The organism is Dactylosporangium sp. NPDC051541 (assembly GCF_044454505.1).
GTDB lineage: Bacteria > Actinomycetota > Actinomycetes > Mycobacteriales > Micromonosporaceae > Dactylosporangium.
The window spans coordinates 78,661-96,298 of record NZ_JBITDU010000015.1; the positions used below are offsets into that span (position 1 = coordinate 78,661).

The 17,638-nt window shown below is 72.1% G+C and carries 16 protein-coding genes; 6 read left to right on the plus strand and 10 right to left on the minus strand.

The genetic code is table 11. The annotated features are described in order from the left end of the window. Positions 1-52: 52 nt before the first annotated feature. Genes cofD through ACIA8L_RS44410 form a run of 3 tightly spaced genes read left to right on the plus strand, consistent with a single transcriptional unit; the run spans position 53 to position 2,668 of the window. Complete coding sequence (gene cofD, locus ACIA8L_RS44400; RefSeq protein ID WP_395914422.1) at positions 53-1,009, plus strand: 2-phospho-L-lactate transferase; 957 nt, start codon at positions 53-55, stop codon at positions 1,007-1,009. After that, positions 1,009-2,085 carry a coenzyme F420-0:L-glutamate ligase gene (locus tag ACIA8L_RS44405; protein WP_395914424.1) on the plus strand — a complete coding sequence of 359 codons (1,077 nt, stop codon included), beginning with the start codon at positions 1,009-1,011 and terminating at the stop codon, positions 2,083-2,085. Before cofD ends, ACIA8L_RS44405 begins: the two co-directional genes overlap by 1 nt. Positions 2,086-2,122: 37 nt before the next feature. Beyond that, on the plus strand, positions 2,123-2,668 hold the full coding sequence (locus ACIA8L_RS44410) for an NUDIX hydrolase (RefSeq protein ID WP_395914426.1): 546 nt from the start codon (positions 2,123-2,125) through the stop codon (positions 2,666-2,668). Between the two features lie 355 nt (positions 2,669-3,023). Here the strand turns inward: ACIA8L_RS44410 and ACIA8L_RS44415 are convergent, their stop codons facing one another. The 3 genes from ACIA8L_RS44415 to ACIA8L_RS44425 all read right to left on the minus strand — a co-directional run bounded on the left by ACIA8L_RS44415 (position 3,024) and on the right by ACIA8L_RS44425 (position 7,569). After that, positions 3,024-4,142, minus strand: coding sequence for a mannose-1-phosphate guanylyltransferase (locus ACIA8L_RS44415; RefSeq protein ID WP_395914428.1), 1,119 nt, complete (start codon positions 4,140-4,142; stop codon positions 3,024-3,026). Between the two features lie 110 nt (positions 4,143-4,252). Next, entirely contained in the window at positions 4,253-5,401 is a 1,149-nt protein-coding gene (locus ACIA8L_RS44420) for a glycosyltransferase family 4 protein (RefSeq protein ID WP_395914430.1), read from the minus strand. Positions 5,402-5,571: 170 nt separating this feature from the next. Then, positions 5,572-7,569, minus strand: a complete 1,998-nt coding sequence (locus ACIA8L_RS44425; protein ID WP_395914432.1) for an FG-GAP-like repeat-containing protein — start codon at positions 7,567-7,569, stop codon at positions 5,572-5,574. A gap of 189 nt (positions 7,570-7,758) precedes the next feature. Between ACIA8L_RS44425 and ACIA8L_RS44430 the strand changes: the two genes are divergently transcribed. Beyond that, complete coding sequence (locus ACIA8L_RS44430) at positions 7,759-8,436, plus strand: TIGR03089 family protein (RefSeq protein WP_395914434.1); 678 nt, start codon at positions 7,759-7,761, stop codon at positions 8,434-8,436. Here the strand turns inward: ACIA8L_RS44430 and ACIA8L_RS44435 are convergent. The 4 genes from ACIA8L_RS44435 to ACIA8L_RS44450 all read right to left on the minus strand — a co-directional run bounded on the left by ACIA8L_RS44435 (position 8,420) and on the right by ACIA8L_RS44450 (position 12,681). Then, on the minus strand, positions 8,420-10,357 hold the full coding sequence (locus ACIA8L_RS44435) for an acetoacetate--CoA ligase (RefSeq protein WP_395914435.1): 1,938 nt from the start codon (positions 10,355-10,357) through the stop codon (positions 8,420-8,422). The genes ACIA8L_RS44430 and ACIA8L_RS44435 overlap by 17 nt on opposite strands. A gap of 91 nt (positions 10,358-10,448) precedes the next feature. Beyond that, positions 10,449-11,546 (minus strand): hypothetical protein, encoded by a 1,098-nt coding sequence (locus tag ACIA8L_RS44440; protein WP_395914436.1) that lies wholly within the window; start codon positions 11,544-11,546, stop codon positions 10,449-10,451. Then, positions 11,543-12,100 carry an RNA polymerase sigma factor gene (locus tag ACIA8L_RS44445; protein WP_395914438.1) on the minus strand — a complete coding sequence of 186 codons (558 nt, stop codon included), beginning with the start codon at positions 12,098-12,100 and terminating at the stop codon, positions 11,543-11,545. The genes ACIA8L_RS44440 and ACIA8L_RS44445 overlap by 4 nt, the downstream gene beginning before the upstream one ends. Positions 12,101-12,159: 59 nt before the next feature. Continuing rightward, on the minus strand, positions 12,160-12,681 hold the full coding sequence (locus tag ACIA8L_RS44450; RefSeq protein ID WP_395914440.1) for an acyl-CoA thioesterase: 522 nt from the start codon (positions 12,679-12,681) through the stop codon (positions 12,160-12,162). Between the two features lie 24 nt (positions 12,682-12,705). Here ACIA8L_RS44450 and ACIA8L_RS44455 point away from each other — a divergent pair, with 24 nt between their 5' ends. Next, positions 12,706-14,745 carry a hypothetical protein gene (locus ACIA8L_RS44455; RefSeq protein WP_395914442.1) on the plus strand — a complete coding sequence of 680 codons (2,040 nt, stop codon included), beginning with the start codon at positions 12,706-12,708 and terminating at the stop codon, positions 14,743-14,745. A gap of 87 nt (positions 14,746-14,832) precedes the next feature. Here ACIA8L_RS44455 and ACIA8L_RS44460 read toward each other — a convergent pair whose 3' ends face one another. The 3 genes from ACIA8L_RS44460 to ACIA8L_RS44470 are packed head-to-tail and all read right to left on the minus strand — an operon-like array spanning position 14,833 to position 16,009. Further along, a complete protein-coding gene (locus ACIA8L_RS44460; RefSeq protein WP_395914444.1) occupies positions 14,833-15,177 on the minus strand; it encodes a hypothetical protein in 345 nt (114 codons plus the stop codon). Further along, a complete protein-coding gene (locus ACIA8L_RS44465) occupies positions 15,174-15,512 on the minus strand; it encodes a hypothetical protein (RefSeq protein ID WP_395914446.1) in 339 nt (112 codons plus the stop codon). The genes ACIA8L_RS44460 and ACIA8L_RS44465 overlap by 4 nt, the downstream gene beginning before the upstream one ends. Then, complete coding sequence (locus ACIA8L_RS44470; RefSeq protein WP_395914447.1) at positions 15,509-16,009, minus strand: hypothetical protein; 501 nt, start codon at positions 16,007-16,009, stop codon at positions 15,509-15,511. Before ACIA8L_RS44470 ends, ACIA8L_RS44465 begins: the two co-directional genes overlap by 4 nt. Positions 16,010-16,266: 257 nt before the next feature. Here ACIA8L_RS44470 and ACIA8L_RS44475 point away from each other — a divergent pair, with 257 nt between their 5' ends. Further along, positions 16,267-17,637 carry a carbohydrate-binding protein gene (locus ACIA8L_RS44475; RefSeq protein WP_395914449.1) on the plus strand — a complete coding sequence of 457 codons (1,371 nt, stop codon included), beginning with the start codon at positions 16,267-16,269 and terminating at the stop codon, positions 17,635-17,637. Position 17,638 lies beyond the last annotated feature (1 nt).

Below are 17,638 nucleotides of genomic sequence, written 5' to 3' on the forward strand. Positions count from 1 at the left end.
GCGCGCTGGACCCCGGACGGCGCCGTAATGAACGTGGGGCAGGATTGAGCGCATGCGGATCGTGGTTCTTGCAGGTGGCATCGGCGGCGCGCGCTTCCTGCTGGGGGTGCGTGCGGTGGCCCGGGAGACGGGGGCCGACGTCACCGCGGTGATCAACATTGGCGACGACGTGACCCTGCACGGGCTGCGCATCTGCCCGGACCTGGACAGCGTGATGTACACGCTCGGTGGCGGCGCGGATCCGGAGCGCGGCTGGGGCCGGGTCGGCGAGACCTGGACGGTGAAGGACGAGCTGGCCGCATACGGCGCCGAGCCCACCTGGTTCGGCCTCGGCGACAAGGACATCGCCACCCACCTGGTGCGCACCCGGATGCTGGACGCCGGCTACCCGCTCTCGGCCGTCACCGAAGCGCTCTGCGACCGCTGGCAGCCCGGCGTGCGCATGCTGCCGGCCAGCGACGATCGCGTGGAGACGCACGCCGTCGTCGAGCTCGACGGCGCGACCCGGGCCATCCACTTCCAGGAGTGGTGGATCCGCTACCGGGCCGGCATCCCGACCCAGCGGTTCGTGTTCGTCGGGGCCGAGACCGCGAAGCCGGCCGCCGGCGTGCTCGACGCGATCGCGGCCGCCGATGTGGTGCTCGTCGCACCCAGCAATCCCGTCGTCTCCATCGCGCCGATCCTGGCCGTGCCGGCCGTCCGCGAGGCCGTGGCCACCGGGCCGGCGCCGGTCGCCGGGTTCTCCCCGATCATCGGCTCGGCGCCGGTGCGGGGCATGGCCGACAAGTGCCTCGATGTGATGGGCGTCGAGTGCAGCCCGGCCGGGGTCGGCGGGCTCCTCGGGGCGCGCTCCGGCGGCGGGGTCCTCGACGCCTGGCTCGTCGACGAGACGGACGCCGGGGTCTCGGTGCCGGGGCTGACGGTCCGGGCCGTGCCGCTCTGGATGACCGACGAGGCCGCGACCGCCGCGATGGTCCGCAGCGCGCTCGACACGGTCGGCGTGGCCTGATGCCGTCGCTGGAGATCCATCCGGTCGTCGGCATCGGCGAGGTGCGGCCGGGCGACAACCTGGCCGACGTCATCACCGGCGCGGCCGACTTCCTCCGCGACGGCGATGTCCTCGTGGTGACCAGCAAAATCGTGAGCAAGGCCGAGGGCCGCCTGGTCGACCTGCCCCCGGACGAGCCGGCCCGGGAGGCCGCCCGCGAGGCCGCGCTGCGGGCCGAGACCGTCCGCGTCGTGGCCCGGCGCGGTGCGACCCGGATCGTGCAGACCCATCACGGCCTCGTGCTCGCCGCGGCCGGCATCGACGCGTCCAACGTGGACGCCGCCCACCTGGTGCTGCTGCCGAAGGACCCGGACGCCTCGGCCCGGGCCCTGCGCGATGAGCTGCGCGAGCGCTTCGGGCTCGACGTCGCCGTCGTCATCACCGACACCATGGGCCGGCCCTGGCGGCTGGGCCTGACCGACGTGGCGATCGGCGCCGCCGGGGTCGACGCGCTGCTGGACTACCGGGGGCTGCACGATGCCTACGGCAACGAGCTCCAGCTGACCCAGATGGCCCTCATCGATCAGCTCGCCGCCGCCGGTGAACTGGTCAAGGGCAAGACGGCGCAGGTGCCGGTGGCGATCGTGCGCGGCCTCGCCCCGCACTTCCCGGCCGCGCACGGCCGCGGCGCCGCCGAGCTCATCCGCGGGGCCGACGCCGACCTCTTCTCCCTCGGCACCGCGGAGGCGACCGCACAGGGCCTGCGGCTGGCCGCCGAGCTGCCCGACGCTCCTTCCTTCGCGCCCGCGCAGGAATCGGTGCGGCTTCCCGAACTGCCGTTCCCGCGGACACGGAGCGTGACGACTCCGGCGAACACCGTGGCCGCCGTTGTCGTGTGGGCCCCCGCCGGCGATCTGCGGGCCGCGGCCGAAGCGGGCCGCCGAGCCGAGCGGCTGCGCGCCGTTCTCGCTGCTGAAGGTTTCGCGACAGCGTGGCTGGAGATCACCGATGCGGCGGCCCTGGCGGATGACGTGCCCGCGGGGGGCGAGCCCCTCGGCGTGCTCGCGATCGGGCAAGGTAGCCTTCCGTCACTATGATGTGGAATGGCACCGTAGCGAGACTAGGTCTACGTCCTTGAGCCTGCACGAAAACGCTCTGGCCGTCCTGGAGGGTTGGGAGGCGCCGTCGGCGGAGGCCGAGGCGACCCGGAAGCGGTTCCTGGAGTTCGTCTTCCCCGACCCGACGACCGTCCTGCGGGAGCACGCCGGCGGCCACGTGACCGCGAGCGCCCTGATCGTCGACGCGGTGGCCGAGCGGGTGCTGCTGTGCCTGCACGGCCGGATCAACCGCTGGGTCCAGCTCGGCGGCCACTGCGAGCCGGAGGACACCACCATCGCCGGTGCCGCCCTGCGCGAGGCGACGGAGGAGTCGGGCATTCTCGGGCTGCGCATCAGCGAGGCCCCGATCAACCTCGACGTGCACCCGGTGCTCTGCTCGGGCGGGCAGTCGTTCCACTACGACATCCGCTACGCGGCGATCGCTCCGGCCGGCGCCGTCGAGAAGGTCAGCTCGGAGTCGAACGCGCTGGGCTGGTTCACCCCGGACGACCTGCCGTCGCCCCTGGCCGACGCGACCGAAGTGCTGGTCGCGCCGGCGTTGACGTGGGCGCGCCGAGGCTGACGGGCAGGTAAGCCGGCGCTTCGCAGGTCAGCGTCGGCCCGCACCACGAAGGTGCGGCCGCGACGTGCGGGTCGCGGCGGGCGATCACCGCTGCCGCGAGCCCGATCGCGGCGCAGGAGTCGCGCGGCGTCGACTCGACGAGGATGTCGCCCTCGGGGAGACCGGCACCGCGAGCCGATCTCCCGCACCGCGAAGGCCGGCTACGACACGCATAGCCGACCTCCCGCGCCGCCAACCTCCCGCGCCGCGATGGGCCTTCGCACCGCCAACCTCCCGTGCCGCCGCCTTGCCGCGCCGCGATGGCCTTCGCACCGTGCCGGGCGTGCGGCGGGCCCACCGCATGCGCGGAACGGGCCTACAGCAGCTCGCTGGAGCCGCGCTCCTTCAGGGAGTCGACCAGCTTCTTGACGTCCTGAGCCCGCGCCCGCGGGCAGATGAGCAGGGCGTCCGGCGTGTCGACGATGATCAGGTCGCTCACGCCCACCGCGGCCACCAGCCGGCCCGAGCGCGGGACGACGACCACGCGCTCCGCGTCCTGCATAAGGACGGTCGACTTGGCCCCGACGGCCGGGTCGTCGATCAGCGCGCCGAGGTCGACCACCACGTTGCCCGCGGTGTCGGTCTCCAGCAGCTCGCCGAGCGTGTGGAAGTCGCCGACGTCGTTCCAGCCGAAGTTGCCGGGCACGGTGCCGACCAGGCCGGCGGCGCCCGCGCCCTCCATGACGCCGAAGTCGACCGAGATCTTGGTCAGGCCGGGCCAGAGCTGGGCCAGGACCTCCTCGCGGTCGTGGGTGTCCCACGACTCGGCGATCCGCTGCAGGCCCTCGTGCAGGGCCGGCTGCTGCCGCGCGAGCTCGTCGAGGAACACGTCGACGCGCCAGACGAACATGCCGGCGTTCCACAGATACTCACCGGAGTCGACGTAGCGCTGGGCCACGTCGAGCTGCGGCTTCTCGGCGAACTCGGCCACCTTGCACACGTCGCCGGTGCCGGTGGGCTCGCCGACGTGCAGGTATCCGTAGCCGGTCTCGGGGTGCGTCGGCGTGATGCCGATCGTCATGAGCAGGCCGTCCTCGGCTCCCTGGATCGCCCGGTGCAGGGTGTCCTGGAAGGCCGGCACATCGCGGACCAGCTGGTCGGCGGCGAAGGCGCCCATGATGGCGTGCGGGTCACGGCGGGCGATCACCGCCGCGGCGAGCCCGATCGCGGCGCAGGAGTCGCGCGGCGTCGGCTCGACGAGGATGTTGCCCTCCGGGAGGCCCGGCAGCTGCCGGGCCACGGCGGCCGCGTGCGCTACGCCGGTCACCACATAGGTGCACTCGGGCGTCGCCAGGCCTTCGAGCCGCCCGTAGGTCGCCTGGAGCAGCGACAACGGGGTCCCGGTGAGGGCGTGGAGAAACTTCGGATGGCCGGCTCGCGACAGCGGCCAGAGCCGCGTGCCGCTGCCACCTGCAGGAATCACCGCGTAGAACACGGGCCCATCATGCCCGGAAAGGGCAACCGTTCCACAACTCGGGGGTGCCAATCCCGTTACAGAAATCGCCCGAAACCGTTTCAGATCACCATGCTCATGGTCACCTAGGGTTAGATACCGCGCGGACCGGCCGCTCTGGCCCACGCGGCGAGATGGACCTCGGCGCTGGACTCCCAGGTGAACTCCTTGGCGCGGGCGGCGCCGGCCTTCGCCAAAGCGTTACGTCGCTCGGTGTCGTCGAGCAGTGCCGCCAAGTCACGGGCGATCTCCTCGGGGCCCGGCCCGGTGTAGGCGACCGCGTCGCCGCCCACCTCCGGCAGCGACAGCCGCGGGGTGGTGAGGACCGGGGCGCCGCAGGCCATGGCCTCCAGGATCGGCAGGCCGAAGCCCTCGCCGAAGGACGGGTAGGCCGCGACCACGGCGCCGCCGAGAAAGCCCGGCAGGTCGGCGTAGCGCAGGTAACCCGGCCGGAGTAACCGCAGGTGGCTCGGGACCTCCGCGATCGCGCCGTCGATCTCGTCGTCGTGACCCTGGCCGCCGGCCACCACCAGCGCCGGCGGGTCGGCCCGGTCGCGCACGGCCGAGATCCAGCCGCGGATCAGGCTGGGCACGTTCTTGCGGGGCTCCTTGGCCCCCAGGAACGCGATGTACTCCGTCGACCCCAGCCCCAGCCGCGCCCGCACCCGGGCCTTCTCGTCGTCGCTGGGCGCGTGGAACGCCTGCGGGTCGACCCCGTGATAGGCCACGTCGATGCGGGTCGGGTCGGCGTCGAGGAGCCGGATCAGCTCGTCGCGGGTCGCCTTGCTGGGCACGATCACCCGGCTGGCGCGCCGCAGTGACGTCTTGATCGCGGAGCGGAAGAACGTGCGGCGGGACTTGTCGTAATGCTCGGGCTCGGTGAAGAACGTGGCGTCGTGAACTGTGACCGTCACCGGGCAGCCGGCCCGCAGCGGGCAGGTGTAGAAGGGCGAGTGCAGGACCTGGGCCCCGACCTGCTGGGCCAGCATCGGCAGGCCGGTCTGCTCCCACGCCAGGCGGGCCGGGCGGTGCGCGGCCACGGCCGGCGCCGACATGATCCGCGCGCTCGGCAGCAGCCGCCCGTAGCGCTCCGCGTCCGTGCGCTGACACACCACGGCCAGATCGGTGTCGAGCACGCCCAGCGCGCCCAGGAGACCGTCTACGTAGCGCCCCACCCCGCCTCGGTCGGCTGGGACACTCGTGGCGTCGACAAGCACGCGTGGCGGTCGGCCGGGGGTCACTTGGCACTCCCTGTGGGACTCGATGCTGAAACTTCGGTGCGACGGTCTTCGCGGCAAAGACTACGCCGCTTCCGCCGGTGATCGATGTCCACGACGCGACTCGCATCGCAGTTCCACCCAGGATTCAGCCTGAATGAATCCGGCCGCCGCCCGCAAAGTTCAAGTTTTGCTCAATTCAGCGGCATCGGTACGTCACCCGGCGCTCCGACGTCGTACTTCCCAACCCCCCGCACGTCGAACCGGCCGTCGTGATACACCGCGAGGTCGGCTTTCCCGTCCCCGTCGTACTGCCCCGGCACCGGCGTGTCACCCGGGTCGCCGAGCCGCACCGGCGCCTGCCCGCCGATCGTGAACTGCTGGGTCGACGGGGACCACACGGCCGCGTCGAGCTTCCCGTCGCCGTCGTAGTCGGCCGGCACCGCGATCGCGCCGGGCTCGCCGAACGTCCACTCGCGGATCGCCCGGATCGCCCACAGCCCGGTGGCCGGCCGCCAGATCGCCGGCTCGGCGCGGCCGTCGCCGGTGTAGTCGCCGGGCACGGGCTGGTCGCCGGGCTGGCCGAGCTGCAGCTCGCCGACGCCCTTGATGTACCAGACCCCGGTGGACGGCCGGAACACGGCGAGGTCGGCCTGGCCGTCGCCGTCGTAGTCGGCCGGTGCCGGGACGTCGCCGGGCAGCCCCCACTGCACCACCGAGCGGCCCTCACCGGTCAGCAGCATCGTCCAGTTGCCGGTGATCGGCGACCAGGTGGCGACATCGGCCTTGCCGTCGCCGTTGTAGTCGGCCGGCACCGCGAGCTCGTTCGGGCCCGAAGTGAAAATCGGCTGCGGGATGCCCTGCAGGCGCACGGTGCCGTCGGCCGGGCGGTAGGAAGCGAGCAGTGACCGTACCGTCGAAGGCTTGGTCAGATCCCCGAGCAGCGCCGCCGCCCGGTCTCGGATCGCGGGCAGGACGTCCATCCCGCGGTCGCCCGGGCACTCGGTCGGATTGGTCTGGCGGTGCGGGAAGACCCGCGGGACGGTGACCGTGGTGCCGACCGGATAACGCGAGGTGGAGCCGCCGCCGGTGAGCACCACGGAGCCGCGCGGGTCGATGGCCTGGCTCAGTGAAAGTTTCCAGGCGGTGTACTTCGCGGCCGACTCCACCACCGCGTCCGGCACGGTGGTGGTGCGGTAGTCGCCGATCATCGCGATGCCGGCGGTGCCGGTGTTGAAGCCGCCCGCCTGCGCGCCCACGACCGGCCGGGACAGCCCGCCGGAGCGGCCCTCCCAGAGCCGGCCGAACCGGTCGACGAGCACGTTGTAGCCGATGTCGCCCCAGCCGCGGCTGACCGTCTGGTACTGGTAGATCGAGCGCAGGATCTTGGGGACGTCGGCCTCGGCGTAGTCGTTGCCGGTGGCCGTGTGGTGCACCGCGACCGCCTTCACCAGCGGTGCGTAGGCCGGTTTCCAGTCCATCAGCGTCTCGTTGGCGCCCCAGGCGGCGCGGCGGTTGACGACCGGCATGAACGGGCGCAGCGCGACCGGGGCGTCCTCGGCGACCGGGGGCGCCGGAGGCAGGGCGGCATCGGCCGGCGCGTCGGTGGGGTCGATCAGATCGGCGGTGACATCGTGCGGGGCCGAACCACTCATGGAGCTGACCGAGACCTGCACGCCGTCGCTGGGGCCGACCCACACCAGATCGGCCCCGCCGCGCTCGGCCTTCGGGCCGGCCGCCGCGGACGGCGACGGTCGCACGCCAGGGGTCTTGCTGAAGTCGCGGGCCACCTCCGCGGCCCCGACGGTCTGCCACCCGCTCCAGGCGCCGCCCACGGGGTGGTGCCGCACGGCGATGCTGACCGCGCCGACGCCGGTGGTCTCCCGCCAGGTCACCCCGATGGCGCTGAACGGGGCGGTCGCCGGGCGGGTGACGGTGAGGGTCCGGCTGCGGGTGGTCTTGTGGTAGCCGCCGGCGAGCGGGACGTCCTCGAGCACGCCGCTCTGGGCGCCGGCCCCGTTCGCGGGCCGGTCGAAGTCGCCGAGCGGCAGGCGCGTCACCTTCGTCGGCACGCCCGCGCCGCCCGGGGCCTGGGCCGCCGGGTTGGCCCACTCGACGGGCGCGGTGAGGTCGTCCGGGGCCACCGGCGGGTCACCCGGGCCGGCCACGGCGCCGCCGCCGATCGCGCCCACGGCAACCAGTGCGAGCGAGCAGCCGGCGAGCGCGAGCGCTTTGCTCCTGGCCGGCGACACAGGCCCCGTCGTCGCGGACGCGATCGGCCGGCGGCGGCTTCGGTAGGGTCGCGTTGCCCAGACACCCATCTCGCTGCCCCATCTCGCTAGAAATCAGGTGAGATGTTATGGAAGGGATTAATTGGACATATGGGTAATACAGTTCCTTCACTCTTTGCGGCAGTTGTCGGGAAAGACCCGTCACTTCCGTTCCTGACGTTCTATGACGACGCCACCGGCGAGCGAACGGAACTGTCCGGCGCCACCCTCGCCAACTGGGTGTCGAAGACCGCCAACCTGCTCGTCGACGGCTGCGGGCTGGGCCCCGGCGACGTGGCCGCGGTCCGGCTCCCACCGCACTGGCAGACGGCCGCGATCCTGCTCGGCGCGTGGACGGTGGGGCTGAAGGTGGACTACGGCCAGCCGACGGCGGCCGGGGCCGACGTCGAGTTCGCGTCGCTGGCCGCGGCCGAGACGGGCGCGCCGGGCCCCGCCGACCGCTATGTGCTCGGCCTCGCCCCGATGGGTCTGCCGATGCGCGGCGACACCCCGGCCGGCTGGGCCGACTACGTGGCCGAGGTGCGGCAGTTCGGCGACCACTACCCCGGCCCGGCCGGCGGCTCCGGCACCGAGGACCTCGTGGGGCGCGCCCGCGCCCTGGACTACTCCGGCGGCCGGCTGCTCGTCGACGCCGTGGCCCACCCCGACCCGGTGGAGTGGCTGGTCGGCCCCCTCGCGGCCGGGGCCAGCATCGTCCTCAGCGTCAACACCGACCCCGAGAAGCTCGCCGGCCGCGCCGAGTCGGAGGGCGCTACCGCCGTGCGTTGACGAAGTACTGCAGTGACTCGGGATTCGCGAGCGCGCCCTCCGCGGCCGCCCGCTCGACCGGGGTTCCGGTCAGAATGCGCTTCACCGGTACTTCCAGCTTCTTGCCCGACAGCGTCCGCGGCACGGCCTCGACCTGGAACACCTCGTCGGGGACGTGCCGCGGCGAGAGCGCGGTGCGCAGCTCCCGGGCGATCCGCGACCGCAGCCCGTCGTCGAGGGTCACCCCGGGCGCGAGGACCACGAACAGCAGCAGCTCTCCGGCGCCGCCCTCAGGATCTTCCAGGTGTACCACCACAGAGTCCACGACCTCGTCGAGTCCCTCGACGACGGAGTAGAACTCGCTCGTGCCGAGCCGCACCCCGCCGCGGTTCAGGGTCGCGTCGGAGCGGCCGGTGATGACACACGCGCCGCGCTCGTCGATCGTGATCCAGTCGCCGTGCCGCCAGACCCCCGGATAGGTCCCGAAGTAGGCCTCGGCGTAGCGGCTCCCGTCAGTGTCGCCCCAGAACCCGACCGGCATGCTCGGCATCGGCGCGGTGATGACGAGTTCGCCGAGCTCGCCGATGACCGGGGTGCCGTCGGCCGCGAACGCCTCGACCCGCGCGCCGAGGGCCCGGCAGGCGATCTCACCGGCCCGGACCGGCAGGAGCGGGACGCCGCCGACGAACGCGGTGCAGACATCGGTACCGCCGGAGGCCGACGCCAGCAGCACGTCCTCGGAGACCGCGGCGTAGACCCACTCGAAGCCCTCGGGCGGCAGCGGCGCCCCGGTCGAGCCGACCCCGCGCAGCCGGCTCAGGTCCGCGAACTCCTTCGGCACCAGCCCGGCCTTGCGGCAGGACAGCAGGAACGGGGCCGACGTGCCGAAGTAGGTCGTGCCGGTCTCCTGCGCGACCCGCCACAGCCAGCCCAGGTCCGGATGCGCCGGGTTGCCGTCGACGAGGACGACGGCGGCGCCGACGGCCGGCCCGGAGACCAGGTAGTTCCACATCATCCAGCCGGTGGTGGTGAACCAGAAGAAGCGGTCGCCGGGGCCCAGGTCGTGGTGCAGGGCCAGCATCTTGAGGTGCTCGAGGAGGATGCCGCCGTGGCCGTGGACGATCGGCTTCGGCAGGCCCGTGGTGCCGGAGGAGTAGAGGACGTACAGCGGATGCCCGAACGGGACCGGCTCGAACTCCAGCGGCTCGTCGGTCGCGGCGGTGAGCTCGGCCCAGCCGTCGTTCTCCTCGTGCAGGTAGCCGATGCGCACCACGTGCTCCACGGACGGCAGCGCGGCCCGGATCGCTTCGACCTCGGCGGTGCGGTCGATGGGCTTGTCGCCGTACATATAGCCGTCCACGGCCACCAGCACCTTGGGCTCGATCTGCTGCCAGCGGTCGACGACCGAGCGGGTGCCGAACTCGGGGGCGCAGCTGGAGAAGATGGCGCCGAGGCCGGCCGTGGCCAGTAGCAGCACGAAGGTCTCGGGGATGTTGGGCGCGTAGGCCGCGACCCGGTCGCCCTTGCCCACGCCGAGTCGCCGCAGTCCGGCCCGGGCGCGGCGAACCTGCTCGCGCAGTTCGGCCGCGGTCAGCTCGATCGGCCCGCGGGTCTGTGAACGGGCGATGACGACCGGCTCATCGGGGGCGAGGCCGGGCATTCGCAGTACATTTGCCGCGTAATTGAGCTCGGCGCCCGGAAACCACACCGCGCCCGGCATCCGGGCCTCCGGCAGGGTGTCGGTGGGCGCCACATGCGCGACGACGTCGAAGTGGTCCCAGATGGCCCGCCAGAACGCCGCCGGCTCGTCGACCGACCACTGCCACAGGTCCTGGTAGCCGGCGAAGGTGAGCCCCCGCTCGGCCTCCAGCCAGCGCAGGAAACCCCCGATCCGGGTGTGGTCGCGCACGTCCGTCGGGGGTTCCCAGAGCACCTTCGCCATTGGTCCATCTTGCGGCACACGTAAACGATCGCTCAGTGTGGGCGACCCCCACCCGATCCCTCGATCCGGTGTGAGCCGCCCACCTGTGTCCCTACTTGCTGGGCCGGGCCGATCCGTCCTTGACCACCGGGGAGGACGGGCGGGTGTCCGGAGCGGGGCGCGGCTGGGTGCCGTAGTCCACCAGGCCCACGTTGGCCGGGTCCAGGCTCAGGTTCTTCTGCGGCCAGGCACTGCCCGCGAAACGGCCGGTGGCCGAGTCGAAGAGCAGGCAGTCGACCGTGCCGGCCCCGCCCGAGTCCCGATCCATGCAGACCAGGTCGTACGGCTTGTTGTCGATCTTCGCGGTCGTCGCCTTCACGTCCGGCATCTTCGCCAGCGTCTTATAGATCGTGGTGCGCTGCTGCGCGGTCCAGAACGGCTCCGAGTAGTTCAGCAGCTCGAAGCTGTCCTTCCAGATCATGCCGTCGGCCGGCCGGTTCGGGTAGGCCGTCTGCGACCAGCTCCGCAGCTGCGCGAGCAGCTGGTCCGGGTCGGTGGGCAGGCTCGCCAGGAACTGCGCGGTCGGCCGGTACAGGCCGGCCGGGACGGCCGCGGCCGCGTCGATCTCCTGCTGGGTGCTGACCGAGTCGAGCTGCGCGTCGTCGGTGCGGCGGACGCGCAGGGCGACCATCGTCTGCGGGTCCAGCCAGATCTCGTGCAGGTACCTCTCAGAGCCGTCCCGCAGGTTGTACGTCTTCACGTAGAGCACCTGCCCGGCGCCGACCGGCATCGGCTGGGTGCCGGCGGCCGCCGCGGCCAGGCGATCCATCGCGGCGACCGCCTTGGCGTGCGTCGCGCCCCCGTCGCTGCTGACCTGGGCATTCAGCGGAGCCTTGGTGCCGGGCGTGACCGGCAGGTCCGCGGCCGCCGAGTTGGCCGGCGCGCCCGTCGAGGGCCGCTGGGCCGGGGCCTGGCCGCTCTCCGTCGCCGGCCCCTTGCCGCCGACGCTCACCGCGACGCCGACCACGACCGCGAGGGCCGCGGCGGCACCGGCGGCCGAGAGCAGCCACTGCCGGCGCCGGTTCGGCGGGCGGTACTCGTTGCTGGCCAGGCGGTACCGCCCGCGGACGAGTACACCCTCCGGGGGGTCGTCCAAAGCGCTGCGGAATTCACGCAGTGCATGCAGATCTCGATCGTCGGTGTTGGTCATCGCCCACCCTCAGCTTTTGAAGACTCGTCGAGTGCCTTGCGCAACTTGGTGCGGGCCCGGTGCAGCGCCGACTGCACCGTGCCGAGGGGCAGGTGCAGCGCCTCGGCGATCTCCGCGTACGACAGGTCGGCCACCGCGTACAGCAGCAGCACGTCACGCTGGCGGGCCGGCAGCTTCGCCAGCACCCGCGCGATCGTGCGGGCCCGCACGCGGGCGTCGACCCGCTCGTCCGTGCGGGCCGCGTGACTCTCCGCCGACATCGGCACCAGCAGCGGGTCCGCGCCGGTCCGGGCCAGCGCCCGGTAGCCGCGCACCTCGTCGCGGCGATGGCGGAACAACACGTTGGTGGCGATGCCGAACAGCCACGGCAAAGGGTCGGCGCCGGGCTCCACGGTGTGCCGTTTCTCGTATGCGACGAGGAACGTCTGGGCCACCGCGTCTTCGGCGCGGTCCGGCCCTACCCGGCGGGCGCAGTAGCGGTACAGCGCCTGCGCGTGCCGGTCGTAGAGGGCGGTGAAGCCGTCCGCGATCAAGAGGTTGCCTTCCGGGTCCACACACCTTCTTGTCCGATCCGCCCGGCGGTGTTCCCCTCGTTTTCGCGCCGTTTTCCGCCCTACCGGCCTGATCGATGCTTATGGATGGCGTCCCGGCGGGCGAGACGGTGCTCGCGTCGGATTTCCGCCTCTCGCCACCGGCCCTCGTCGACCGGCGAGTCGGGCACGACGACCGGGACCGGCCGCGGCTTGCCCTCGGCGTCGACGGCGACGAACACGAGGTAGGCGGTGGCCACGACCAGCGGCGCCGACTCGCTTACCCGGTCCCACCGCTCCGACTCCAGCCGCACGCCGACCTCCATCGAACTCGTCCCGGTCCAGTTGACCTGCGCATACGCGTGGACGAGGTCGCCGACGCGCAGCGGCTCCAGGAACGCGATCTCGTCGATCGAGGCGGTCACGGCCGTCCCGCCGCTGTGCCGCGCGGCCGCCGCCCCGGCCACGTCGTCGACGAACTTCATGATCACGCCGCCGTGGACGGTGCCGTACAGATTCACGTCCACCGCCGTCATGATCCGGCTCAGCGTGACTCGCGAGTAACCGGTAGGGCGGCTGGTCGGACGGCCGGTGTGCTCGGTCATGACAAAGACGGTACGGTGCGAGCCATGCGACACGTCGGAAGCCTGATCGCGGGGATGTTGATCGCCCCGATCGCCTGGCTGCTGATCGCGATCGGTCAGCCAAAATCCGCGGATACCGTCGGCAAGTGGGTCGGAGCCGGTTCATTCGACTCCGTCGACCTGCTGGTGCCCGCCGCCTACCTGCTGGGCGCCGGCCTGCTCATCGGCCTGATCGCCACCCTGCGCATCTCCCCGGTCGGCCCGATCGTCGCGGGCCTGGCGCTGCTGGCCACCTACGTGAGCCTGTTCATCGACCCGCTCTCGGTGATGAGCAGCCTGCCCCGCGACCTGAAGCTCGGCAGCCTCACGGTGGACCTGCGCGGCCCCATCGTCAACGGCACCACCGCCGTCCTCGGACTCGCGCTGCTGATCGCCGCCTTCAGCATCAAGCGCTGGCGGCCCTGGCCGGCCGCGGTGCCCCTGGCCGCGGAGCCGATTGAGCCCGCTGACGTGCACGAGTACCCGCTGGGCCAGGGCCCCGGCCTCGCGCCGCCGCCGATGGCCGCCCGCCCCGGCTACCAGTCCGCGCCGACGACGGCGTTCCCGGCCGCGGCCGGCGCGGCGGCGACCTCGGTGCTGCCGCCCCCGCCGGGCGTCGCCCCGTTCGCCCGCCCGGCCAGCGACGAGACCCAGCCGGTCTTCTCCCCGCCACCGGTCTCCGGTCCGCCAGTCTCCGCTCCGCCGCCGATCTCTTCTCCGCCGCAGTCGCCTTTCGCGCCGCCGCCGGTCTCCACACCCCCCGCTTACACCCCGCCGGTCTCGTCGCCGCCGGTGTCCGGTCCGCCGCCCGGGCCGTTCCCACCCGGACCGTTCCCGCCCGCGCCTCCCGGTGCCGTGCCGCAGCCGGTGTTCGCCCCGCCGCCGGTCTCCACTCCCCCGGCGTCTCCGCCCCCGCTTCCGGTCTCGACACCGCCCGTCTCGACACCGCCGGCGGCCACCGGCGACCCCGGCTGGTTGACGCCGGAGTCGGCCGCCGCCGCGGAGCCCGCGGCCGAGGGTGGTGCGACCGGCTACAGCCGTGGCGCCAGCTCACCTCCGCCCGCGGCCGAGGACGCGCCGCCGTCGTGGCCCGTCGCCCCGCCGACCTCTCCGCCGCCCGCCGACCTGGGCCCGTCCGGCTCCTGGCCCGTGGTCCCGGCGCCCGGCGGCTCCCAGGACACCGACGACGCCACCCGCCCGCTGCACACCACCCCGGTCTCGAGCGCCCCCGCTTCCCCGGCGCCCGCCTCCCCGGTCTCTGTGTCTCCGGCTCCGGCATCTCCGGCCCCTGCCTCTCCGGCCCCTGCGTCTCCGGCTCCGGCATCTCCGGCTCCGGCGGGTGAGGCGGCTCCGAGCCTGCCGACCCGGACCGCCCGCGGACGCGACGAGGAAGAGGAGCAGGACCTGCTGGCCGGCCCGTCGTTCGACGGCTTCGCGGTGCCGTCCCGCCCGGGCCGCGAGGAGGAGACCGAAGCCTTCCACCCGGGCCGCCAGTCCCCGACCCAGCCCCGCCCCCGCCACGCCGCCACCGGCGAGCAAACGGTCGTGTCGACCAGCAACGACGCCACGACCGAGCACCGCAGCCGCTTCGAGCCGATGGCCCCGCAGCCCGCCCCCCAGTCGGCCCCTCCGGCTCCGGCTCCGGCTACCGGGGCGGCCGACGGTGAGAAGACGACGGTCCTCCGCCCGTTCGCCAGCAGCAGCGATGTCGCCGCCGGCATGGGCGAGGCCACGACCAAGTTCGAGGCCCCGGTAGCCGACGCCGAGGCGACGGCCAACTTCGGCTTCGGCGGCGAAACCCTGACCCCGGCCGAGGCCGCCGAGCGCCGGGCCGCCTTCGCCCGCGGCGAGGCCGAACGCCGAGCCACGGCGGCCCAGACGCAACTGGACCGGGTCGCGGCGGAGCGAGCCACCCAGAACAAGCCCGCCGCCCAGCCCCCGGCCCCGGCCGAGGACCCGGAGGCGACAACGAAGATCGAAACCGAGCCGCGCAAGGACAACCCGGGCACGTCCCCTTGGGCCGAGCCCCCGCGCGAACGCGGCTGACCCGCTTCCCGAACCACTCCCGGCCCCGTCGCTCCCCGTGAGCGGCGGGGCCGGTTCTGTGGCCCGGTGCGCCGCCGCAGACCTGGATCAGAGCTGACAGCCAAAGTCGAACGCGATGACATGGCGCCGCATCGCTTCGCGGATATGTGCCCGCGTGTACTGCTGGAAGCGGGTTCCCGGCAGGACCCCGAACTCATACGGCTGCCGACTGCCGCTCAGGACCTGGTTCGCTCGCGGCGAGAACAGGTTGCACACAAACAGGCTGGCCATTGTGGCGGGAAATCCCGAGCGAACACCGAGGTAGTTCAGCGCCTCGTCGCGCGGCAAGGCCGCGAGGTAGTACTTGCATTCGACAGTAAGAACGCAGCCGTTCGCCTTAGGCAGCTGGCCCTTGTCCCGGCAGTCCCGGGCAACTTTGGTGTCTACGATCAAGATGTCGGATTCGCTCTCGAAACTTTCCCTCGCACCTTGACCCGGACATGAACCTCGACCGGTCGGGCGTCTCCGAAGGAGAGCACCGCATGAGTGAACTGCCGCCCGCCGTGCAGGACTCCCGGCGCACCACGGAAGATCAGCTCCTTGACCGGCCTCTCGTCCGCATCTTCGTACACCACCATTGCGCCACTCTCGGCCGCCGCCGCGATGACCTGAGCAAACGCATACACCTCGTAGATCCGGTCGGCGCGGTCCGCACTGGTGCAGGGGGCGGATACGTGCTGGAGCGCTTGATCGAGTTCGATGAGCATCTCGTCCACCCGGCCGGTCATGCCGTGACCTCCGCGCGGAGCGCGATCAAAGCCGCGACGACTCTTCCGCGCTGCTCCGCCTGCCCCGCAGGCTCATCAGCCATCCTGAACTCTCCACCCTCAGGATCGCCATCGCCGCGGACAACCACTGAGTCGGCCACCGGAACTCGACCGTTCCAACCACCCCGAAGTGTCGACAGGGCTTCGGCTTGAACTGATGGAAGGACGTCATACACAGCCAGCATGGCATCGATCAGAAGGAGGACGCTCTCCTCGCTGGTGTACGGGCGAACGCGAAGTTGCGGATCCGGCCTCGCACGAGGGTCGGCATCGTAGTAAACGTGGCCGAAAATCCGCGTTCCCCGGCGTTGGCGGTAGGCGCTGCTGCCATCGTTGGCCGAGTCGGCCACTCCATCGCCGAGCGCGGCGTCGACGGCATCCACCACCCACGTCAAGTCGCGGTCGAGGCAGGCCTGTCGTAGCCGCGCGTTCACCCTGTCAAGCTCCTGCTCTTCCATTGACGAATCTCCGGCCGTGCGGACGTGCGGCATCCAAGATAGCCAATGTCCGGCCGCACGTGGGTCCCCTTGGAGTTGAGGGTCGAGAGCCTCGCGCAGGCTCGAGAATCTGGCCGCCGTCCGAGCCGGCGTAGATCTTGAGGGGGTGCGGGCGGAGCCGGGCTCCCCCGCCGCTCTTAAGGAAACCGACCCTTACATTTAATAGTGTTAACTGATAGCGTCCCTGACCATCGATCCATCGATGGGCAGGAGGTCCCGTGAGATCTCGTCGTCAGACATTCGCCCTGGTGACCGGGGCGGCCGCGGCCATTGTCGCGGCGCTGGCCCTCGCGCCAGTGCTCGGGGCCCAGGCCGCCACGAACGTCGCCGCCGCGGCCTGTAGCGCGCCGAACTGGGCCGAGGGCAACACCTACACGGTCGGCCAGCAGGTGACGTACAGCGGGCACACGTACCAGGCGCTGGTGACCCACACCGCCTATGTGGGCGCCGGCTGGAACCCGGCGGCCACGCCGTCGTTGTGGAAGGACCTCGGGGCCTGCACCGGCGGCAACCCGACCACCTCGCCGTCGCCGTCGCGCACCGCGTCGCCGTCACCGTCGGTGTCGCCGAGCCGGTCGGCCTCCGCGTCGGCCAGCCCGAGCCGGTCGCCGAGCACGTCGACGTCGCCGACCGGTGGGAGCTGCGGCGTCAAGTCGCGGCCGGCCGGGAAGGTGATCCAGGGGTACTGGGAGAACTGGGACGGCGCCTCCAACGGTGTGCACCCGGGGCTCGGCTGGATTCCGATCACCGACAGCCGGATCGCCCAGCACGGGTACAACGTCATCAACCTCGCCTTCCCGGTCATCCGCTCCGACGGCACGGTGCTGTGGGAGAACGGGATGGACGCCGGGGTGAAGGTGCCGACGCCGGCCGAGATGTGCCAGGCGAAGGCCAACGGCGGGACGCTGCTGATGTCGATCGGCGGTGCCGCGGCCGGGATCGACCTGAGCTCGTCGACGGTGGCGGACCGGTTCGTCGCCACGATCGTGCCGATCCTGAAGGCCAACAACTTCGACGGCATCGACATCGACATCGAGACGGGGCTGACCGGCAGCGGCAGCATCGGCACGCTGTCGACGTCGCAGCAGAACCTGATCCGCATCATCGACGGTGTGCTGGCGCAGATGCCGTCGAACTTCGGGCTGACGATGGCGCCGGAGACGGCGTATGTGACCGGCGGCAGCGTCACCTACGGCTCGATCTGGGGCTCGTACCTGCCGATCATCAAGAAGTATCTGGACAACGGCCGCCTGTGGTGGCTGAACATGCAGTACTACAACGGTTCGATGTACGGCTGCGCCGGCGACTCGTACTCGGCCGGCACGGTCCAGGGTTTCACGGTGCAGACGCAGTGCCTGAACAACGGGCTGACGATCCAGGGCACCACGATCCGCATCCCCTATGACAAGCAGGTGCCGGGTCTGCCCGCGCAGTCCGGGGCCGGTGGCGGGTACATGGCGCCGTCGCTGGTGTCGCAGGCGTACAACAGCGTCTCCGGCATCAAGGGTCTCATGACCTGGTCGATCAACTGGGACGGCTCGAAGGGCTGGACCTTCGGCGACAACGTGAAGTCGCTCGAAGGCCGGTAAC

Coding starts and splice junctions, on each gene's coding strand:
- cofD (WP_395914422.1), top strand. CDS start 53: ATGCGGATCGTGGTTCTTGCAGGTGGCATCGGCGGCGCGCGCTTCCTG.
- ACIA8L_RS44405 (WP_395914424.1), top strand. CDS start 1,009: ATGCCGTCGCTGGAGATCCATCCGGTCGTCGGCATCGGCGAGGTGCGG.
- ACIA8L_RS44430 (WP_395914434.1), top strand. CDS start 7,759: ATGGGTAATACAGTTCCTTCACTCTTTGCGGCAGTTGTCGGGAAAGAC.
- ACIA8L_RS44435 (WP_395914435.1), bottom strand. CDS start 10,357: ATGGCGAAGGTGCTCTGGGAACCCCCGACGGACGTGCGCGACCACACC.
- ACIA8L_RS44440 (WP_395914436.1), bottom strand. CDS start 11,546: ATGACCAACACCGACGATCGAGATCTGCATGCACTGCGTGAATTCCGC.
- ACIA8L_RS44450 (WP_395914440.1), bottom strand. CDS start 12,681: ATGACCGAGCACACCGGCCGTCCGACCAGCCGCCCTACCGGTTACTCG.
- ACIA8L_RS44455 (WP_395914442.1), top strand. CDS start 12,706: ATGCGACACGTCGGAAGCCTGATCGCGGGGATGTTGATCGCCCCGATC.
- ACIA8L_RS44465 (WP_395914446.1), bottom strand. CDS start 15,512: ATGACCGGCCGGGTGGACGAGATGCTCATCGAACTCGATCAAGCGCTC.
- ACIA8L_RS44470 (WP_395914447.1), bottom strand. CDS start 16,009: ATGGAAGAGCAGGAGCTTGACAGGGTGAACGCGCGGCTACGACAGGCC.